This window comes from Streptomyces sp. CA-294286, assembly GCF_050947155.1.
Classification (GTDB): domain Bacteria; phylum Actinomycetota; class Actinomycetes; order Streptomycetales; family Streptomycetaceae; genus Streptomyces.
In genome coordinates, this window is the sequence record NZ_CP192005.1 from 4,383,782 (window position 1) to 4,402,996 (window position 19,215).

The window sequence follows — 19,215 nt, forward strand, 5'->3', positions numbered from 1 at the left end:
GGTGGGGCCGCCCCCGCTCCCCACCGGACGGCGCACCCCCACCCCCACCCCCACCCCCGTCACCGCACCTCTGCCCCGCCTGTCCCGCCTGTCCCGCCCTCCGCGCGCCCCCTACTCCACCTCCACCACCGCCTCCGCGAACTGCGCCGCGTAGAGCGCCGCATAAGCCCCCGCCGCCCCCGACAGCTCCTCGTGCGTGCCCTGTTCCACGATCGCCCCGTCCTCCATCACCAAGATCACATCCGCGTCCCGGATCGTCGAAAGCCGGTGCGCGATCACGAAGCTCGTCCGGCCGTGCGCCAGCCGCGCCATCGCCTTCTGGATGAGCACCTCGGTGCGGGTGTCCACCGAACTCGTCGCCTCGTCCAGCACCAGGATCATCGGGTCCGACAGGAACGCGCGGGCGATCGTGATCAGCTGCTTCTCGCCCGCGCTGACCCCCGCCCCCTCCTCGTCGATCACCGTGTCGTACCCGTCCGGCAGGGTCCGTACGAAACGGTCCGCATGGGCCGCCCGTGCGGCCTCCTCGACCTGTTCCCGGGTGACCGGCCCGCCCGCCCCGTACGCGATGTTCTCCGCGATCGTCCCGCCGAACAGCCACGTGTCCTGGAGCACCATCCCGATCCCGGACCTGAGCTCCTCCCGCGACATCTTCGCGATGTCGGCGCCGTCCACGGTGATGCGTCCGCCGGTCACCTCGTAGAACCGCATGAGCAGGTTGACCAGGGTCGTCTTGCCCGCCCCCGTCGGTCCGACGATCGCCACCGTCTGCCCGGGGGCGACCCGCAGCGACAGGTCCTCGATCAGCGGCTTGTCCGCCTCGTAGCGGAAGGACACGTGCTCCAGCTCCACCGCCCCGCGCAGCTCGTCCGGCCCCGTCACCGGCAGCCCCGGCGCGCCGACCGCGTCCGGCTCCTGCTCCGGGGCGTCCAGCAGCTCGAAGACGCGCTCGGCCGAAGCCACCGCCGACTGCACCAAATTGGCCATCGAGGCGATCTGCGTCAACGGCATCGAGAACTGCCGCGAGTACTGGATGAAGGCCTGCACGTCACCGATGGACAGTGCGCCCGACGCGACCCGCAGTCCGCCCACCACCGCCACCAGCACGTAGTTCAGGTTCGACACGAACATCATCAGCGGCTGCATGATCCCGCTGTTGAACTGGGCCCGGAACCCCGCCTCGTAGAGCTTGTCGTTCTGCTCCCGGAACGCCTCGGCCGACTCGTCCTGCCGTCCGAAGACCTTCACCAGCGCGTGCCCGGTGTACATCTCCTCGATGTGCGCGTTGAGCGCGCCCGTCGACTTCCACTGCGCCACGAACTGCGGCTGCGACCGCTTGCCGACCTTCGTCGCCACGACCACCGACAACGGCACCGTGAGCAGCGCGACCATCGCCAGCAGGGGCGAGATCCAGAACATGACGACCAGGACGCCCACGACCGTCAGCACCGAGTTGATGAGCTGGCCCATGGTCTGGCTGAGGGTCTGGCCGATGTTGTCGATGTCGTTGGTGGTGCGGGAGAGCACCTCGCCGCGCTTGGCCCGGTCGAAGTACGCCAGCGGCAGCCGCGACAGCTTCGCCTGCACGTCGCGGCGCATCCGGTACACGGTCCGGTTGACCACCCGGTTCACCAGCCGCGTGGAGACCAGCATCAGCAGCCCGGCCCCGACGTACACGCCGAGCACCAGCAGCAGTACGTTGCCGATCGCGGTGAAGTCGATGCCGGTGCCGGGGGTGAAGTCGACCCCGGACAGCATGTCCGCGAGCCCGCCGTCACCGTCCGCGCGCAGCCTCTCGATGACCTCCGCCTTGGTCGCGCCGGGCTCCATCTGCCGGCCGACCATTCCGCCGAAGAGCAGGTCCGTCGCCGAGCCGAGGATCTTCGGGCCCGTCACCGACAGGCCGACGCTGCCGACGATCGCCACGAACAGCACCCACAACGTGGCCTTCTCCGGCGCGAGTCGGCGCACCAGTCGTTTCGCCGACCCCTTGAAGTCCGTGGACTTCTCCACCGGCGGTCCTGCCATGCGTCCACCTGGCCCGCTCATGCCGCCTCGGCCTCCGTCAGCTGGGAGAGCACGATCTCCCGGTAGGTCCCGTTGGTCTCCATCAGCTCGTGATGGCGTCCGGTGCCGACCACCCGGCCCTCGTCGAGGACCACGATCCGGTCGGCGTCGCGGATCGTGGAGACCCGCTGGGCGACGATCAGCACGGTCGCCTCCGCCGTCTCCCGGGCGAGCGCCGCCCGCAGCGCCGCGTCCGTCGCGTAGTCGAGCGCCGAGAACGAGTCGTCGAAGAGGTAGATCTCCGGCCGCTGCACCAGCGTCCGCGCGATCGACAGCCGTTGCCGCTGCCCGCCGGAGACGTTGGTGCCGCCCTGCGAGACGGGGGCGTCCAGGCCGCCCTCCAGCCGCTCCACGAAGTCCTTCGCCTGCGCCGTCTCCAGCGCCCGCCACAGTTCCTCGTCGGTCGCGTCCGGTTTGCCGTACCGCAGGTTGCTCGCGACCGTTCCCGAGAACAGGTACGGCTTCTGCGGAACCAGCGACACCGTCTTCGCGAGCAGTACCGGATCCAGTGTCCGTACGTCCACCCCGTCGACCAGCACCTGTCCGCCGGTCGCGTCCACCAGCCGGGGGACGAGCCCCAGCAGCGTCGATTTTCCGCTGCCCGTGGACCCGATGATCGCGGTCGTCTCGCCCGGCCGCGCCTCGATCCGGATGCCCTTCAGTACCGCCTCCTCGGCGCCCGGGTAGCTGAACTCCACGTCCCGCAGCTCCAGTCGGCCGTGCTGGCGCAGTTCGGTGACCGGCGCGGACGGAGGCACCACGCTCGACTGCGTCCCGAGCACCTCCTCGATCCGCTCGGCGCACACCTCCGCGCGCGGCACCATCATGAACATGAAGGTGGCCATCATCACGGACATCACGATCTGCATCAGGTACGCGAGGAACGCGGTCAGCGCTCCGATCTCCATCCCTCCGCTGTCGATCCGGTGCGCACCGAACCACACCACCGCGACGCTCGACACGTTCACCACGGTCATCACGATCGGGAACATCAGCGCCATCAGCCGGCCGGTGGCCAGGGACACGTCCGTCAGGTCCGCGTTGGCCCCGCGGAACCGTTCCCTCTCGTACGCGTCCTTCACGAACGCGCGGATGACCCGGTTGCCGGTGATCTGCTCGCGCAGCACCCGGTTCACCGCGTCGAGGCGTTCCTGCATGGTCCTGAACAGCGGGCGCATCCGCCGCACGATCAGGGCGACGCTGATGCCCAGCACCGGCACCACCGCCAGCAGCACCCCGGACAGCTGCACGTCCTGCCCGAGCGCCATCACCACGCCGCCGACGCACATGATCGGCGCGGACACCACGAGCGTGAAGCACATCAGCAGCAGCATCTGGACCTGCTGGACGTCGTTGGTCGTACGGGTGATCAGCGACGGCGCCCCGAACTGCCCGACCTCCCGCGCCGAGAAGCTCTGCACCCGCGCGAAGACGGCGGCCCGGACGTCACGCCCGAGCGCGGCGGCGGTCCTCGCCCCGTAGAACACGGCTCCGATGTTGCAGACGACCTGGACGACGCTCACCGCGATCATGAACGCGCCGAATTCCAGGATGTAGCCCGTGTCCCCCTTCACCACACCGTTGTCGATGATGTCGGCGTTGAGGGTGGGCAGGTAGAGGGCGGCGCTGGTCTGCAACAGTTGCAGCACCAGCAGCAGGGCTATCGGTTTCTTGTACGGGCCCAGGTGCGCCCGCAGCAGCTTGAGAAGCACGCGCGGTCTTTCGTCGGAGGGCGGGGGACGGGGGTGAGGCCCCCATCCTCCGCCAACCACCCCCACGCCCACCCAAAATTTCCCCCAAACCGCGAACGACCTCCTGGGGCGGCGGGGTCGCACCCAGGGGCGGAACGGCCTGCCCGCCCCCAGGTACCTGCGTGCCTGCCCCGGTACGGGCCTGCCCCCGCCCCCGTACCAACGGCCCCCGCCCCTACCCGAACGCCCCCGGATGGGCCGACTCCCGCGCCGCCGCGTACTGCTGCCGGACCGCCCCGCCCGCCGCCAGTTCCTCACCCGGCTCCAGCACCTGGGCCACCGCCCCCTGCCAGGCCGGCGGCGCCTGCGGCGACAGCGTCCCCTGCGCCACCCCCAGCGCCCACGCCGCCTGGCGAGCCGCCCCGATCGCCGCGTACTGCGCCGGCTGCGGCACCACGACCTGCGTCCCGAAGACCATCGGCGCCATCGCCTGCACGGCGGGCAGCTCGGCCGCCGCCCCCAGCAGGAACACCCGCCGCACCTGCACTCCGCGCGAACGCAGTACGTCCATGGCGTCCGCCAGCGAGCACAGCATCCCCTCGAAGGCCGCCCGCGCCAGGTGCTCCGGCTTCATCGACTCGCGCCGCAGTCCGAACAGCGAACCCGCCGTGTGCGGCAGCCAAGGCGTCCGCTCGCCCTCCAGGTACGGCAGCAGCACCAGCCCCGAAGCCCCGGGCGTCGACTTCGTCGCCAGCTCCGACAGCTCCTCCAGCCCACCCTGCAGGCCCAGGAGTTCGGCCGTGCCCCGCAGGGCCCGGACCGCGTTCGAGGTGTGCACCACCGGCAGGTGCATCCCCGTCGCGTCGGCGAACGACGTGATCATCCCGCTGGAATCGGCCAGCGCCTCGTGGTGCACCGTCATCACGGACCCGGAAGCACCCAGCGACACCACCGCGTCGCCGACCCCGACCCCCAGCCCGAACGCCGCGGCCATGGTCTCCCCGGTGCCCGCCGAGATCAGCAGCCCCTCCGGCGTCGTGCCCGCCGTGTCCGAGGGGCCGAGCACGTCGGGCAGTGCGACCTGGTGCCCGAGTGCCATCTCCACCAGGTCCGGCCGGTACGTCTCCGTCGCCGCCGACCAGTACCCGGTGCCCGAGGCGGCGCCCCGGTCGGTGGTCCAGCGCCCCGGGCGGCCCAGCAACTGCCACACCAGCCAGTCGTGCGGCTGCACGACGGCCGCGATCTTCGCCGCATGGTGCGGTTCGTGGCGCGCCATCCACGCCAGTTTGGCCAGCGGCTGCGGCGAGGACGGCACGGTGCCGACGGCCTGTGCCCACGCCTGCTTGCCGCCCAGTGCCTCCACCAGGCCGGCCGCCGCCACCTGCGCCCGCTTGTCGTTGCCGAGCAGGGCCGGGCGCACCGGCGATCCGCTCGCGTCCAGCGGCACCAGTCCGTGCTGCTGCGCGGACACCCCGATGGCCTGCACGTCGTCCAGCAGGCCGTCCGCCGCGGCCTCGCCCAGCGACAGCAGCCAGGCCTGCGGATCCGTCTCGGTTGCCCTGTCCTCGACGGGATGCGGCGCGTAACCCTCGCGCAGTACCGCACCCGTGTCCGTGTCACAGACGACGACATGTGTGAAAGCGGCCGAACTGTCCAACCCCGCGACTATGCCCATGGATACGATTCTGCCGCACCCCGCCGAAGCGGAATGCGGCAGCGGTGCACCCCTGGGGGCGCGACGATCAGGTGTTGCTCGTACCCCAGTCGTCCTGGCCGTTCTGCCCGCGTTCCCGCAGGGCCCGCACCCGTTGGGCGACGGACTCCGGGACGCGGTCGCCCATCTTGTCGGAGACGGTGTGCAGTGCCTTGCCCGCGAACTCGCGGCCGCTCTGCGCGGCCGATTCCGCGCTGTTGCGCACGGCCGGGTTCTGGGCGAACCGCTGTGCGGACTTCCTGATCTGCTCGTAGCGCTCGCGCCCGGCCCGGGTGCCGAACACGTATCCAAGGGCCAGTCCGGCGACGAACGTGAGCCGGTAGCGCATGGCTGCCACCCTTCTTCCTGCAACGGTGTCGGTCGGTGCGTGCTGGGTCCTGCTCTGCACCGCGGTGCTGTGCTGGCCGCCTACCCGTCCTGCCCGCAGATCATCCCGGGCATACCGATTGGCGGAGCACCCCCCTGCTTGCGCTAATGTATGTCTCGCAGCGAGCGCACGCCCCCGGGGAGACCGGGTGGGGGTGCATTCGAGGCACCGCAGCAATCCCCTGTAGCTCAATTGGCAGAGCAGCCGGCTGTTAACCGGCAGGTTACTGGTTCGAGTCCAGTCGGGGGAGCGCGGTCCCCTGTAGCTCAATTGGCAGAGCATTCGGCTGTTAACCGGAGGGTTACTGGTTCGAGTCCAGTCGGGGGAGCAGGTGGGAAGGAGGGCCTCTTCGGGGGCCCTCCTTTTCTGTGCGTCCGCGTGCCGTCCGGGCGGCCCGCCGCAGCTGTCCCGGCCTCGTCCGTGTGGCGTGCGGCACGCGGGGGAACCGTCCGGGCAGCAGGGAAGTCCTCATGGTCACGCGTTGCCGACCATCCGAGGCAGGAGATCGTATGACCGGCTATGCTGCGGCAGACGGCGCGCACATTTGTACGCGCCACGCCGAGTGGGGGCGGTAGCTCAGCCGGTTAGAGCAGCGGACTCATAATCCGTCGGCCGTGGGTTCGAGTCCCACCCGCCCCACTTCGGAGCACGACCCCCTCGCCCCGTGCCCGCCGGATACAGGCCGGGTGCGCAGCCCCGTACCCCCGGCACGCGTGACCGTTCCGCGCCGTGGAATGCTGCGCATCGTCCGCGCACCCGAGAGGCCGTTCGATCTTCCGTGGGTCCGGCCCTCTCCGTCGAAAGGTTGTATCCCATGGTCCTCGACCTCCTCCGGCGTGCCCGCGCGAAGGCCGGTTCGGCCGCAGGCGGGGGCGGCGGGCTGGTGCTGCCCGTGCCGCGCGGCGCCGGGACGGTGGGCTGCGAGGTGGTGGACCCGGTCGGGCAGAAGCTCGGCGGGGCCGAGATCACCATCACGGCTAAGTCCGACGGGAGGGTGGCCGCGAAGGGCACCACGGACCTCTTCGGACTGTTCGCGGCGGCCCTGCCGGCCGGGGAGTACGGGCTGCTGATGACCGCCGAGGCGATGAAGCCCGCCAGCTGGTCCTTCTACATCGAGCCGGGCGAGACGCTGTCCATGGGGCGCGTCGAGATGGAGGTGGCGCAGCAACTGGAGCCGCCGACGCCGGGCATGTGGACCATCGACCCGCCGCACACCGCGATCCGGTTCATCGCCAAGCACGTGGGCATGGCGAACGTGCACGGCCGGTTCCAGAAGTTCGAGGGCGGGGTACGGGTGGCCGCCGACCCCGAGGCGTCGGAGGTGCGGGTGCGCATCGAGGCGGCGAGCCTGACGACCGGCAACAGGACCCGGGACGGGCACCTGCGGTCGGCGGACTTCCTGGACGTCGAGAACTACCCGTACATCGACTTCGTGAGCGACCGGTTCGTCTACAAGGGCGGCAACGCGTGGACCGTGCACGGCGCGCTGACGCTGCACGGAGTGAGCCGTTCCGTGGCGCTCGACACCTCCTACCTGGGTGCGGTCAACGGCGGTTACGGCGAGGAACTGAGGTGCGCGGCGCGCGCCACGGCCGAACTGCACCGCGAGGACTACACGCTGAACTGGCGGAACATGCTCGCGCGCGGCATCGCGATCGTGGGGCCGACCGTCAGGCTGGAGCTGGACGTCCAGACGATGTTCCAGGGTCCGGGCACCCCGACCCCGCCGGAGTAGCCCGGCCGCCCCTCGGGGCGGTCGGTCTTCGGGGCGGGTGTGCGGGGCGGGTCGGAACCGCGGTCACAAGGGCGACTGCCACGTCACGGTCGTCGTCCGCGCCCCGTCGCTGTCGCCGTCCCCGCCCTCCCGTTCCCCGTCGTCCGTCACCGTCATCCGTACGCCCTGCCGTCCGTCCGGCAGCGTCGCCGTCGCGTCGATCCGTACCTCCACCGAGGTGACGGAGGACCGGCGGTGCGCGGCCGCAAGGGCTCCGCGCAGGGCGGCGACGAGCTGTTTGTCCACCGGCGGCACGACCAGCGAGTCCACCGCGCCCTCGAAGTGGACGGAGGGCGCGAAGCCGAGCAGTGCCGCGGCGCCCGCCGTCTCGCGAAGCACCTTGCCCCGCGCGGTGGTCGGGGCGTCGGCGGGCGGCTGCTGGAGGGCGAAGATGGCGGTGCGGACCTCCTGGATGGTGGAGTCGAGTTCGTCGACGGCCCGTCCCAGCAGTTCGTCCATGTCGGCCGCCACGGTCCGCCGGCGCGTCGATTCGAGCATCATCTCCGTCGCGAAGAGGCGCTGTACGACGAGGTCGTGCAGGTCACGGGCGATGCGGTCGCGGTCCTCGAAGACGGCGAGGCGTTCGCGCGCGTCCCGGCTGTCCGCCATGACCATGGCGAGGGCGGCCTGCGAGGCGAACTGGGACGCGAGGAGGCGTTCCACCGCGGTGTACGGGGCGGCGCCGGGCCGCCGGGGGAGGGCGAGCGTGCCGATAAGCCTGCCGCCGCTCTGCAACGGCAGCAGCATGCTCGGGCCGAAGCGGGAGCGCACGTGGGTCGTCATCCGGGGGTCGGACGCGGAGTCCTCGACGAACACCGGCTCCCCGCCCAGAAGCTGGTCGAGCACCGCGCTGCCCGGTGCGATCTCGGTACCGAGGAAGTCGGCCGCGTCGTCGCCCGGTCCGGTGGCCGCGGCGACGATCTCCATGCCGCCCCGTGCGGTGGGCTGGAGGACGATCCCGGCCGCCGCCCCGGCCAGGAACCTCGCCTTGTCGGCGACCGTCATCAGTGCGTCGGAGCCCGCCGTACCGTCCAGGAGCGCGGTGGTGACGGCGGCGGCGCCCTCGATCCAGCGCTCCCGCTGGACGGCGGACTCGTACAGCCGGGCGTTGCCGATCGCGATGCCCGCCTGCGCGGCGAGCACCCGCAGCAGTGCCAGGTCGTCGGTGGTGAAGGGCGAGCCGTCCTGCTTGTCCGTCACGTACAGGTTGCCGAAGACGGCCGCGTCCACCCGTACCGGCACCCCGACGAAGGACTTCATCGGCGGGTGGCCGGGCGGGAAGCCCGTGGAGCGCACGTCGGCGCCGATGTCCGCGACGAGGAGCGGGCGCGGCTCCTGGACCAGTGCGCCGAGCAGTCCGGTGTGACCGTCCGGCAGCCTGCCGATGCGCTCCCGGGCCTCGTCGTCCAGCCCCGCGGTGCAGAGCTCGACGATCCGGGTGCGGTCGGCGTCCAGCACGCCGAGCGCCCCGTAGCGTGCCCCCGTCACCTCGGTCGCCGAGTCGACGATGTGCTGGAGGGAGCCGCGCAGCTCCAGGTCCATGCCGACGCCCAGCACCGCGTCGAGGAGCCGGGTCAGTCCGGGAGCGGTGCGTCCCTCGTCGTGCATCGTGCTCCTTCGGTGCGGGGGCGGCACCGCGTGTCCGTACGGAGCACGGCACGGCGCCGTGTCGGTACGGCGAGGCCCGGGTGCGAGCGGGCCGGCCGCCCTCAGCTCGTGATCGGATCCAGGTTCAGCGGCTTGATCCGGCCCTCCAGCATGGCGCCGAGCCCCAGCACCGCACACACGTCGGGCCGCTCGGCGATCTGCACCGGCATCCCCGTCGCGTCGCGCAGCATCTGGTCCAGGCCGGGCAGCAGCGCACTGCCGCCGACCATCATGATCCCGCAGTCCCCGAGGTCGGCGACCAGGTCGGGCGGGCAGGAGCGCAGGATCTTGCCGATGCCGTCCACGACGGCGGTCAGCGGGGTGTGGATGGCGTGCCGTACCGCTGCGGTGTCCACGAGCACCGAGCGGGCCAGGCCGGTGGCGACGTCCCGGCCGTGGATCTCGGTGGAGGCCGGGCCGCCCGCCGCGATCCCGCCGTCGCTCAGGGCGAGCTGGAGGGGGCGTACGGACTGCGAAGGCAGCATCAGCTCGTGCGCCTGCCGCAGGTGCGTGATGACGGCGTGGTCGATGGCGTTGCCGCCGACCGGGATGCGCTCCGCCGTGACGATCGCCCCGAGGGAGAGCACCGCGATCTGGGTGGTGGCCGCCCCGCACACCATGATCATGGTGGCGGAGGGCTGTTCGACGGGCAGCCCGCAGCCGACCGCCGCGGCGATCAGCGTGTCCACCAGCTCGACCCGCCGCGCCCCGATGCCCACCAGCGTCTCGACGGCGGCCCGCTGGGCGAGCGGGTCCGCGTCGTGCGGGGTGCAGGCCGCGGCCCGCAGCCGGGGCTTGCGGCGCAGCTGGCGACGGAGCTTGTCGCCGAGCAGCTGGCGGAGCATGCGCTGGGCCATCTCGATGTCGACGACGGTGCCGCCGGAGACGGGCCGCACGACGCGGATGTAGTCGGGGGTGCGTCCGGTCATCTGCTCGGCGAACGCGCCGACGGCGATGAGCGCCCCGGTCCGGGTGTTGACGGCGGCACAGCTCGGCTCGTCCACCACGAGGCCGAGTCCCTTCACGAACACGCGCGTTCTGGCGGCCCCCAGGTCGACGGCGACATGGCAACGGTGCAACTGCTCAAGGCTGACGGTCATAGTCGCATCGTGCGTGGCACGTACCGCGGGCGCGCGCTGGGATGAGCCGCACGGGGTACCGGAGCTGACGCAGCGCCAGAACGTCAGCCCGCGCCGTCGCAGGAGGCGCTGACGCCGTCCTCGTCCGCGACCCCCTGCAGCAGTCCCCACGTGAACTCCGCCACGCACCGCCGCCCGCCCGGCAGCGTCACGACCAGCCGCGAGCGGGTGGGCGCGGACCCCTCCAGCATCCGCACCGGCCCGTGCGCGGCGAAGGCCCGCGCCACCTCGTCCACGGTCGCCGACCAGGGCCGCAGGTCGTCCGCCGTCTCCAGTACGGGTCCGGCCGCGCCGGGGGCCCGCACCAGCCACTCGTTCCACACCCGCCCGTCCGGGCCGCACATCGCCTCGAACCGCAGGTCCGGCCAGAGCGGCACCCGCCACAGCAGCGCCTCGCACTCCAGGTCCCCGATCCGGCGCGGGAGGGCGGACTCCGGCGGTCCGAGGACCGACCGGTAGCGCCGCACCGCGTCCCGGGCGCGGGGCGAGCGCACCATGGCCTGCCAGCGCCGATTGGCCTCGCGCATTTCGGTCAGGCTCACTCCGAGGGAGATCCGCGCGTCCTCGACCAGCTCCGGCCGGTGGTCGGCCATCCGCCGCAGCAGGACGAGCTGGAATTCCGCAGGTCCGAATGGTTTGTCCGGCAACACGCACCCCTTTTACTTGACAATCTCAAACATTGAGGAGCAAGGTTCATTCAGATCGTAAAGTTGTTTTACCCCCGACGCCGTGGAGGCCGCACCTCATGAGCACCACACTCCCCACCACCGGCCGCGCCTGGAACCTCGTACGCCGCCCCGACGGCTGGCCGGTTCCCGAGGACTTCGCCCTCGTCGAGTTCCCGGTGTCGGAGCCGGCGGCGGGCCGCATCCTGGTCCGCAACCTGCACCTGTCCGTCGACCCCTACATGCGCGGCCGCATGAACGACGTGAAGTCCTACGTCCCGCCCTTCGCGCTGAACGAGCCGATGACCGGCGGTGCGGTCGGCGAGGTCATCGCCACCCAGGACGAGCGCTTCTCCGTCGGCGACCACGTCCTGCACGACCTCGGCTGGCGCGACTACGCCGACGTGCGGGCCGACTACGCCACCAAGGTCGACGCCTCCCTCGCCCCGCTCTCCACCTACCTCGGTGTCCTCGGCATGCCGGGCCTCACCGCCTACGCCGGCCTCTTCGAGGTGGCCTCCTTCAAGGAGGGCGACACCGTCTTCGTGTCCGGTGCGGCCGGCGCGGTCGGCAGTCAGGTCGGTCAGATGGCCAAGCTGCGCGGCGCCGAGCGGGTCGTCGGCTCGGCCGGCTCCGCCGACAAGATCAAGCTCCTCACCGAGTCGTACGGCTTCGACGCGGCCTTCAACTACAAGGACGAGGCGCCCGTCGTCAAGCAGCTGCGCGAGGTCGCCCCCGAGGGCATCGACGTCTACTTCGACAACGTCGGCGGCGAGCACCTGGAAGCGGCGATCGCCACCCTCAACGTGCACGGCCGCGCCACCCTGTGCGGTGCGATCTCCGGCTACAACGAGACCGAGCCGGTCCCGGGCCCCCGCAACATGATGTCGATCATCGGCAAGCGGCTGCGCCTGACCGGCATCCTGGTCGCCGACCACGCCCACCTCAAGACGCAGTTCGTCGAGGAGGTCTCCGCCTGGATCCGCTCCGGCGAGCTCAAGTACGACGAGACCGTCGTCGAGGGCCTGGAGAACAACGTCGACGCCTTCCTCGGCATGCTGCGCGGCCAGAACACCGGCAAGATGATCGTCTCCGTCGGCAAGTAGACCACCTGCTTCCGGGTACGGGCCCTCCATCGGGCCCGTACCCGGCCGAGTAAGCTCACCCCAGACCGTCACGGCGCGTGGGCGCGAGCCGTGACGAACCAAGCAGGAGGTTCTACTCGTATGACCATCCAGAAGATCGACGTCAAGTACACCGCCGTCGCCACCGCCGAGAACGGCCGGGACGGCCGCGTCTCCTCCGACGACGGCAAGCTCGACGTGGTCGTCAACCCTCCGAAGGAGATGGGCGGCAGCGGCGCCGGCACCAACCCGGAGCAGCTCTTCGCCGCCGGTTACAGCGCCTGCTTCCAGGGCGCCCTCGGCGTCGTCGCCCGCCAGGAGAAGGCCGACATATCCGGCTCCACGGTGACCGCGAAGGTCGGCATCGGCTCCGCAGAGTCCGGCGGCTTCGGCCTGGAGGTCGAGATCACCGCGTCCATCCCCAACGTGGACAAGGACACGGCGAAGGCCCTGGTGGAGAAGGCGCACCAGGTGTGCCCGTACTCCAGCGCCACCCGCGGCAACATCAAGGTCGAGCTGAACGTCGTCTGACGTCCCGGCAGCACGTGACAGGGGCCGCCCCCGGATCCGTTCCGGGGGCGGCCCCTCGCCGTTCGTCCCTACGGGCACCCGTCCTGTCCGTACGGGACGGCCGACGGCGTGCGGGTACTACGCCGAAGCCGCCCGCACCACTGCGCGCACCAGCCGGACGTTCTCCTGCGCGGCGCCGCCCGGGTAGGCGAACCGGCGGCGGTTGTACCCGTACGCGATGCTGTTGCGGGGGTCGGCGAACGCGACGGAGCCCGCGGCCCCGCTGTGCCCGATCGAACCGTGCCCGAGCACCGGGTACTTCTCGGCCGACATCGCCTGGAAGCCCAGCCCGAACACCGAACGGGTCCCGCCGACCAGGTCGATACCGTCCGAGTGGACCTGCCCGAACTCGGCCAGCACGTCCGCGCCCAGCAGCGGAGGAACCCCGTCGGGGCCGCCGCCGAGGATCGCCCGGTACATCCCGGCGAGACCGCGCGCCGAACCGACACCGCCGAACGACGACGGACCGGCGGTGCGCACCGCGGCCGAGTTGGCCGTCGCCACGAGGTCCGTGGGCACCTTCGCGTTCAGGTTGAACGCGATGCCACCGAGGCTGTGCGCCCCGGTCGGATTCGCGTCCATCTCCGCCTGCTGGGCGGGCGTCGGCGCCATCGGCAGCGTGTCCAGGACGCGGGGCAGGACGTCCGCCGGCGCCCCCATGTAGAAGTCCAGCCCGAACGGCGCCCGCACCCGCTCCTCGTACCACTCCTGGATCGTCCTGCCCGTGACCCGGCGCACGACCTCGCCGGTCAGCGCGCCGATCACGTAGGCGTGGTACCCGACGGCGGTCCCGGCCCGCCAGTACGGCCGCTGCCCGGCCAGCCGCGCCGCGATCGCCCGGTCGTCGGCCAGCTCCTCCGGGCTGAACCCGGTGTCCGCGCCGACCACCCCGCAACGGTGCGCCAACAGCTCGCGCAGCGTCAGCCGGTCCTTGCCGTGGACTCCGAACTCCGGCCAGTAGTACGCCACTTCCCGGTCGAGGTCCAGCACCCCGTCCTGCACCAGCAGTGCCACGACCAGGTGCGCCGCACCCTTCGTGGAGGAGTAGACGGGTGTCAGCGAGTCCGCCTCGATGTGCGGGCCGCCCCACAGGTCCACCACCCGCTCGCCGCGCACGTACGCGACGAGCTGGGCGGCGTGGTCCGGCCCCTCGTCCGGGTCGGCGAGGACGGCCGCGAACTCCTCGCGCACCCGCTCGTAACCGGCGGCGACGGTGCCCCTGACTTCGGTCCCGGTGCTCACGTTCCGGATCAGCTCCCCTGTGTACGAACCGTCCGGCGCACGAACGGCATGGATCATGTACAGAGGACAAGTCACCGTCGCCGCCGACTATTCCGCGTCCAGCAGCGGTGCTACCCGGCCGTGGCGAACAGCGCCCTGGCCACCTGCGCGAACTCGCCCTTCGGGTGCGCCCGGAACAACGGCTGCGTGCCGATCAGCACGACCTGTGCACCGCGCGCCGAGGTGCCGCTGACGGTCGCCGCCTTCCCGGCCGCGTCCCGCGGACCGCCGGTGCCCGCCTCGTCGGCCCGCCAGTGCCCGGACACGAGCGGGTTCCCGCCGGCCCTCCCGTACGACTGGTCGGCCCTGACGCCCTTGCCCAGCTCGCTGAACCACATCGGCGAGAACACGAAGGAGTGCGCCGGAGCACCCGCGGCCACCGCGCTGGACGGCGAACTGTCCACCCGGACCACCCCGTTGGCGTCCGCGTTGCCCGGTACGGCCTTGGCGGCGAGGAGCCCGGCGTCGGCGTTCAGCCTCGCCCCGCCCGCGCCGAGCCCAACGTAACCGTGGCCCCTGAGGAACGCGTCGAGCCCGGCCTTCGCCGCCGCGTTCAGCTTTCCGTACGAGAGATCCGCGGACACGTACAGCGTGTCGACGTTCCGCCAGTCGAAGCCCGCGTTGAGCACGGCGGTCGACACGGGGACGACCTCGAAGCCCATCTCCCGCAGCGCGAACAGCTCGCCGGACGACACCGCTGCCGCGACCCGCGTCCGCTTGATGTCCGTGACCCCGGCGGCCCGCGTCGCGGAGAATGCGACCCCCAGCCGGTCCGCGAGCCGCACCGCCTTCCCGCGCGCCGAACCCGGCACGACCGCCGTGCCGTCGGCGGCCCGCCGCACCTTCACGCCGTCCTTCAGCAGGGAGTTGAGGGCCTCGACCTCCTTGGGGTCGTCGAGGCGCAGCCGCAGATCGCCCCGGGGTGCGACGTATCCGGTCGGCGACGCGGCGTGCACCGTACGCCCGAGCACCTGCACACGCCCGGCCGTCACCTTGTCGACGCTCGCGCCCCAGAGACGGCCGAGACTCCACCCGGAGATGTCGTACATCACCGAGACGTCGCCGCTGATGTCGCGCCCCTCCGCCAGGACGACGTTCGCCATCCCGCGCTTGGGCTGCGACATGTCGACGACGTACGAGCCGGCCGGGTACCACGTGCCGCCCGCCCGGAAGGCGTGCAGCGCCCGTTCGACCTTCACGTCGTTGGCCACCAGGTGGTCGACCAGCCGCGCCGCGGCCACGGCGGACCGCTGGCCCCTGCCCGCCGGGATGACGTACGCACGCGGGAACTCGGTCGTGTACACGTCCTCCGGCCCGATGCCCGGAACGCCCGGCACGGTCTCCTCGGACACCGGCACCTGCTTCGCCCCCGCGGCCCCCCGCCGGAACGTCTCGATCTGATCGGCGATCAACGCACCGCGGTGGTCGGCCGTGTAGGCGAGCGCCGCCTTGACGGTGGCGCTCGCGATGTCCGTGTTGATCGCGGACCGCCGCCGCAGCTCCGCCACCGGCAGGCTCTCGTAGGCCGCGTTGTTGACCTGGAGCGGGACCTCGATGGTGTGCGCGGCGACCGCGCCCTGGAACGGCATGTACTGCGGGGTGAAGATGGGCGGCCAGTCGTCCCAGCCCTCCTGCTGGTCGCGGAAGGGGATCACGACCGGAGCGACACCGTCCTTGGCGGGCGTGTACCCCAGCGCGTTGACGGCCGCCTCCATCCCCAGCGCGTTCGCGTACGAGTTCTTGAGGAAGAGGTCGTACTCGTAGTTCTCGCCGTGCGGGGGAGTGGTGGGCTCGATCAGCGTCCCGTTGACGTATCCGTGCAGGTCGAGCATGACGGCGGGCTGCTTGTCGATCGCGATCTGCCGTATCGCACGGGTCTCGGGCTGGGTCGCGGTGATGAAGTCCCGGTTGATGTCGAAACCGTTGGAGTTCGCCCGCGTCCCGGCTATGCGCCCGTCCGGATTCGCCGTCACGTTGAAGTGGATCCGGTTCTGCGCCAACAGCTTCCCGGTCCTGGCGTCGTTCGCCCGCGCCAGCTCCTCGATCAGCTTCAGGGACGCGTCCGTCCCCTCCCACTCGTTGCCGTGGATGTTGCTGTTGATGAAGACGGGCGTCTTGTACGCCTCCCGTATGCGCCGGTCCTTCGCGGCGGCAGCGGGTTCGTTCTCGATCCGCTCGCGCATCCGCTCCTGCTCCCGCGCCGTCCGCGCGCTCTCCGGCGCGGTCACGGTCACCAGGTACAGGTCGTGCCCACCGGCCGACTTCCCGGCCAGCTCGACGCTGATCCGGTCGCTCTGCTGCTGGAGCCGGTTCAGCTTCGGGGCTATCGCGTGGTACGGCGTCAGGCCGAGCTTGATGGACTTGTCCGCGGAGTCGTGCGCGGGCTCCTTCAGCCTGGTGTGCCGGGGAAAGCCGTCCGTCCGGCTGCCCTGCCGTACTCCGGCGTCCCCGAGCGCACGCGCCGCGGCCCCCTCGCCGCTCCTGGCCGCCGGAGCCCTGAACTCCGCGGAGGCATCCGCGCGTTCATGCGGAGGGGGACTGTCGCGCCCCGTGGGCTCGGGGGCCGCCTGGGCGGAGGTCGCGGGAAGGATCAGTGCGGCCCCCGCGAGGGCGGCGGTGGCGACGAGAACAGGTCTCGGTATGCGTGCCGGCATGGATGTGCGTACCTCCGGATGCGGGTGTGGCAGATCGGTACGCAGGGGTCTACCGTCCCGGGGGCCGCTCCACAAGAGGTACGGGAGGGGCCCGGGGGAGAGGGGCCAGGAAACGTCCCGGTGTCGCGCACGGGCGAGACCTTCTCCGCAGACGCCCCGGACACCGCCCTCCGCCTTCGCCCTCCCCCGGGCCTGCGTCCCGGCGGCGCGGCACGTGGTGCCGGAGCCGCCCTCTAGGGTGTGCCCATGAGTGATCTCGGTGTGGGGTTCAAGTACTTGGCCAGGGGCCAGCGGTGGATGACGCAGCACGGGCGCAGCTACGGCCTCGGCCTGCTTCCCGGGCTGGTCACGCTGGTCCTGTACGTGGCCGCCCTGGCCGGTCTCGTCGCCTGGTCGGACGACTTCGTCGCCTGGGCGACCCCTTTCGCGGACGCGTGGGGGGAGACGTGGCTGAAGCTGTTCCGCGGGCTGCTGCGCGCCCTGCTCTTCGCGCTCGCGCTGTTCCTCGCCGTCGTCACCTTCACGGCGGTGACGCTGCTGGTCGGTCAGCCCTTCTACGACGCGCTGTCGGAGCGCGTCGACAGGTCCCGCTCGCCGGACGGCACCGCCCCCGAGTCCGGGCTCCCGCTGCTGCGCGACCTGTGGATCTCCGCGCGGGACAGCGTCCGGGTGCTGCTGCGCGTCCTGCTGTTCGGGGTCGTCCTCTTCGCCTGCGGGTTCATTCCGGTCGTCGGGCAGACCGTCGTTCCGGTCCTCGGCTTCTGCGTGTCGGGGTTCTTCCTCACGGAGGAGCTGACGGCCGTGGCCCTCCAGCGCCGTGGCATCGAATTCAAGGAGCGACTCGTCCTGCTCAAGCGCCACCGCGCGAAGGTCCTCGGCTTCGGCGTCCCGCTCACCCTCGCGTACCTGGTGCCGTTCGCGGCGGTCTTCCTGATGCCGGGCGCGGTCGCGGGGGCCACCCTGATGGCCCGCGACCTCCTCGACGAGCCGTCCGTGGACGACGTGGACGACGTGGACCGGCCCCTGCCGGCCTGAGGCGATGCCTGACCGCGCGTCCTCCGTCGGACGGGCGGTCCTCAACGGAGCGGTGGTTCTCCACTGCGCGCCACGTCGCCGCACGCGATTCCGGGCGTCCCGGGCGGCGCCTCGCCCAGCAGTACGCCGTCCGGACCCCACACCGCACTGCGTCCGCAGCCGTCGTACGGGCCGGCCCGGCCCACGTGGTTGGCCACCGCGACGTACAGGCCGTGGTCCTGTGCGAGGGCCGGGTACACGGTGGACAGCTCGCGCTCACCGCCTCCGGTGCCGTACAGCGAACTCGCGAGGTACGCGCGGCAGTTGTCGGCGGCGGCGCGGGCGGCGAGGTCCGGGAAGTGGTTGTCGAAACAGGTGGCGAGCGCGAAGCGGACGCCGTCCAGTTCGAAGCGGCCGTCCTCGCCGCCCGCCGCGAAGACCTCGTCCTCCCCCGCGTGCAGGTGCTGCTTCGCGTACACGGTCAGGAGGTCGCCGTCCGGGCCGTACACGTAGGTCATCAGCCGGCCTTGCGCCGCGCAGTTGACCACGGCGGCCGCCCCGGCGTCGCGGCAGGCATCGCGTACGGGGCGCAGGCGCGCATCCTGCGGGCCCGTCATCCACAGGCCGGGGTCGGCGGCCAGTGCCTCCAGTTCGTAGCCGCTCACCGCGAGTTCGGCGAAGACGACGACCCGGGCCCCCGCTGCGCCCGCGTCCCTCAGGCACTGCGACATCGTGGCGAGGTTCCCCGCGGTGTCCAAGGGGCGGGACGTGAACTGGCAGACGGCGAGGCGCATGGCAGGAAAGTGTTCCAGCACTCGGAAATCCACGAACGCGGGGGTGTCCGAACGGGGATCGTCGCCATGACGGCGGCCCCCGCGACATCAGCTCTGCGGACCGTCTCCCGCACCCCGCAGCAACCCCAGGAAATCGCGGAACGCACCGGGCATGTCCACGGACTCCGGGTCCAGCAGCCATTGGTACTGCAACCCGTCCATCACCGCCACCAGCAGCGGAGCCGCCTGTTCCGGGGTGAGGCCGCCGGGCAGCCGGTCCCCGAACTCCGCGCGCAGGGCCTCGCGCATGCCGCCGCGTACGGTCGCGTACCGCTCGGTGAAGAAGTCCTTCGCCGGGTGTCCGTCCGAGACGCTCTCGCCGAGCAGGGCGGAGAAGGTCTGCACGATGCCGGGGCGCATCGCGTTGTACTCGACGAGCGGCTCCAGCAGATCCAGACGCCAGGCATCCCGGCTCAGGCCCGCCCCGCCGGTGTCCCACTGGTCCCGCTCCTCCAGTACGGCGATCAGCAGTGCCTCCTTGGTGGGGAAGTGGTGCAGCAGACCCTGCTGGGTGAGGCCCACCCGTTCGGCGACCGACGCGAGCGACGCGCCCCGGTAGCCGCGCTCGGCGATCACCTCCAGTGCGGCGCGCAGGATCTCCGCCCGCCGCTCCTCGCTCCTGGCTCTGGCCATCCGCCGTACCCCTTCCTGTGATCGTGCTGGTCAGGACGGTAC

General features: G+C 71.6%; 15 protein-coding genes and 3 tRNA genes. 7 read left to right on the forward strand and 11 right to left on the reverse strand.

Annotation, left to right across the window (positions count from 1 at the left end):
• Positions 1-111 precede the first annotated feature (111 nt).
• The 4 genes from ACQPZG_RS24100 to ACQPZG_RS24115 all read right to left on the reverse strand — a co-directional run bounded on the left by ACQPZG_RS24100 (position 112) and on the right by ACQPZG_RS24115 (position 5,809).
• Positions 112-2,049, reverse strand: coding sequence for an ABC transporter ATP-binding protein (locus tag ACQPZG_RS24100; RefSeq protein WP_433547804.1), 1,938 nt, complete (start codon positions 2,047-2,049; stop codon positions 112-114).
• Entirely contained in the window at positions 2,046-3,779 is a 1,734-nt protein-coding gene (locus tag ACQPZG_RS24105; protein WP_433547805.1) for an ABC transporter ATP-binding protein, read from the reverse strand. The genes ACQPZG_RS24100 and ACQPZG_RS24105 overlap by 4 nt, the downstream gene beginning before the upstream one ends.
• 214 nt (positions 3,780-3,993) lie before the next feature.
• Complete coding sequence (locus ACQPZG_RS24110; RefSeq protein ID WP_433547806.1) at positions 3,994-5,433, reverse strand: FGGY family carbohydrate kinase; 1,440 nt, start codon at positions 5,431-5,433, stop codon at positions 3,994-3,996.
• Positions 5,434-5,500: 67 nt separating this feature from the next.
• The gene (locus tag ACQPZG_RS24115; RefSeq protein ID WP_433547807.1) at positions 5,501-5,809 is read right to left on the reverse strand and encodes a YtxH domain-containing protein; all 309 of its coding nucleotides are present in this window, start codon (positions 5,807-5,809) and stop codon (positions 5,501-5,503) included.
• A 207-nt stretch (positions 5,810-6,016) separates the two neighbouring features.
• Between ACQPZG_RS24115 and ACQPZG_RS24120 the strand changes: the two genes are divergently transcribed.
• The 4 genes from ACQPZG_RS24120 (at position 6,017) to ACQPZG_RS24135 (ending at position 7,574) form a co-directional block, all read left to right on the forward strand.
• Positions 6,017-6,089: transfer RNA gene (locus ACQPZG_RS24120), tRNA-Asn, on the forward strand.
• Between the two features lie 5 nt (positions 6,090-6,094).
• Positions 6,095-6,167, forward strand: a tRNA-Asn gene (locus ACQPZG_RS24125).
• Between the two features lie 237 nt (positions 6,168-6,404).
• A tRNA-Ile gene (locus tag ACQPZG_RS24130) sits at positions 6,405-6,478 on the forward strand.
• 175 nt (positions 6,479-6,653) lie between these two features.
• Entirely contained in the window at positions 6,654-7,574 is a 921-nt protein-coding gene (locus ACQPZG_RS24135; RefSeq protein ID WP_433547808.1) for a YceI family protein, read from the forward strand.
• Between the two features lie 63 nt (positions 7,575-7,637).
• Here the strand turns inward: ACQPZG_RS24135 and ACQPZG_RS24140 are convergent, their stop codons facing one another.
• The 3 genes from ACQPZG_RS24140 to ACQPZG_RS24150 form a co-directional block, all read right to left on the reverse strand.
• Positions 7,638-9,221, reverse strand: coding sequence for a GAF domain-containing protein (locus ACQPZG_RS24140; protein WP_433547809.1), 1,584 nt, complete (start codon positions 9,219-9,221; stop codon positions 7,638-7,640).
• 101 nt (positions 9,222-9,322) lie between these two features.
• A complete protein-coding gene (locus ACQPZG_RS24145; protein ID WP_433547810.1) occupies positions 9,323-10,360 on the reverse strand; it encodes a rod shape-determining protein in 1,038 nt (345 codons plus the stop codon).
• An 83-nt stretch (positions 10,361-10,443) separates the two neighbouring features.
• Complete coding sequence (locus ACQPZG_RS24150; RefSeq protein ID WP_433549524.1) at positions 10,444-10,992, reverse strand: hypothetical protein; 549 nt, start codon at positions 10,990-10,992, stop codon at positions 10,444-10,446.
• 152 nt (positions 10,993-11,144) lie between these two features.
• Here ACQPZG_RS24150 and ACQPZG_RS24155 point away from each other — a divergent pair, with 152 nt between their 5' ends.
• Both ACQPZG_RS24155 and ACQPZG_RS24160 read left to right on the forward strand, forming a co-directional pair.
• Complete coding sequence (locus ACQPZG_RS24155) at positions 11,145-12,170, forward strand: NADP-dependent oxidoreductase (protein WP_433547811.1); 1,026 nt, start codon at positions 11,145-11,147, stop codon at positions 12,168-12,170.
• Between the two features lie 120 nt (positions 12,171-12,290).
• Complete coding sequence (locus ACQPZG_RS24160) at positions 12,291-12,719, forward strand: organic hydroperoxide resistance protein (RefSeq protein WP_433547812.1); 429 nt, start codon at positions 12,291-12,293, stop codon at positions 12,717-12,719.
• Between the two features lie 117 nt (positions 12,720-12,836).
• On the opposite strand, the gene ACQPZG_RS24165 is transcribed toward ACQPZG_RS24160, so the two are convergent.
• Both ACQPZG_RS24165 and ACQPZG_RS24170 read right to left on the reverse strand, forming a co-directional pair.
• On the reverse strand, positions 12,837-14,000 hold the full coding sequence (locus ACQPZG_RS24165) for a serine hydrolase domain-containing protein (RefSeq protein ID WP_433547813.1): 1,164 nt from the start codon (positions 13,998-14,000) through the stop codon (positions 12,837-12,839).
• A gap of 110 nt (positions 14,001-14,110) precedes the next feature.
• Positions 14,111-16,693 carry a M14 family zinc carboxypeptidase gene (locus tag ACQPZG_RS24170; protein WP_433547814.1) on the reverse strand — a complete coding sequence of 861 codons (2,583 nt, stop codon included), beginning with the start codon at positions 16,691-16,693 and terminating at the stop codon, positions 14,111-14,113.
• Positions 16,694-16,939: 246 nt separating this feature from the next.
• On the opposite strand from ACQPZG_RS24170, the gene ACQPZG_RS24175 reads away from it, so the two are divergent.
• Entirely contained in the window at positions 16,940-17,728 is a 789-nt protein-coding gene (locus ACQPZG_RS24175; protein ID WP_433547815.1) for an EI24 domain-containing protein, read from the forward strand.
• Positions 17,729-17,769: 41 nt separating this feature from the next.
• Here the strand turns inward: ACQPZG_RS24175 and ACQPZG_RS24180 are convergent, their stop codons facing one another.
• Positions 17,770-18,501, reverse strand: a complete 732-nt coding sequence (locus ACQPZG_RS24180) for a carbon-nitrogen hydrolase family protein (RefSeq protein WP_433547816.1) — start codon at positions 18,499-18,501, stop codon at positions 17,770-17,772.
• A gap of 87 nt (positions 18,502-18,588) precedes the next feature.
• Complete coding sequence (locus ACQPZG_RS24185; protein ID WP_433547817.1) at positions 18,589-19,173, reverse strand: TetR/AcrR family transcriptional regulator; 585 nt, start codon at positions 19,171-19,173, stop codon at positions 18,589-18,591.
• Positions 19,174-19,215 lie beyond the last annotated feature (42 nt).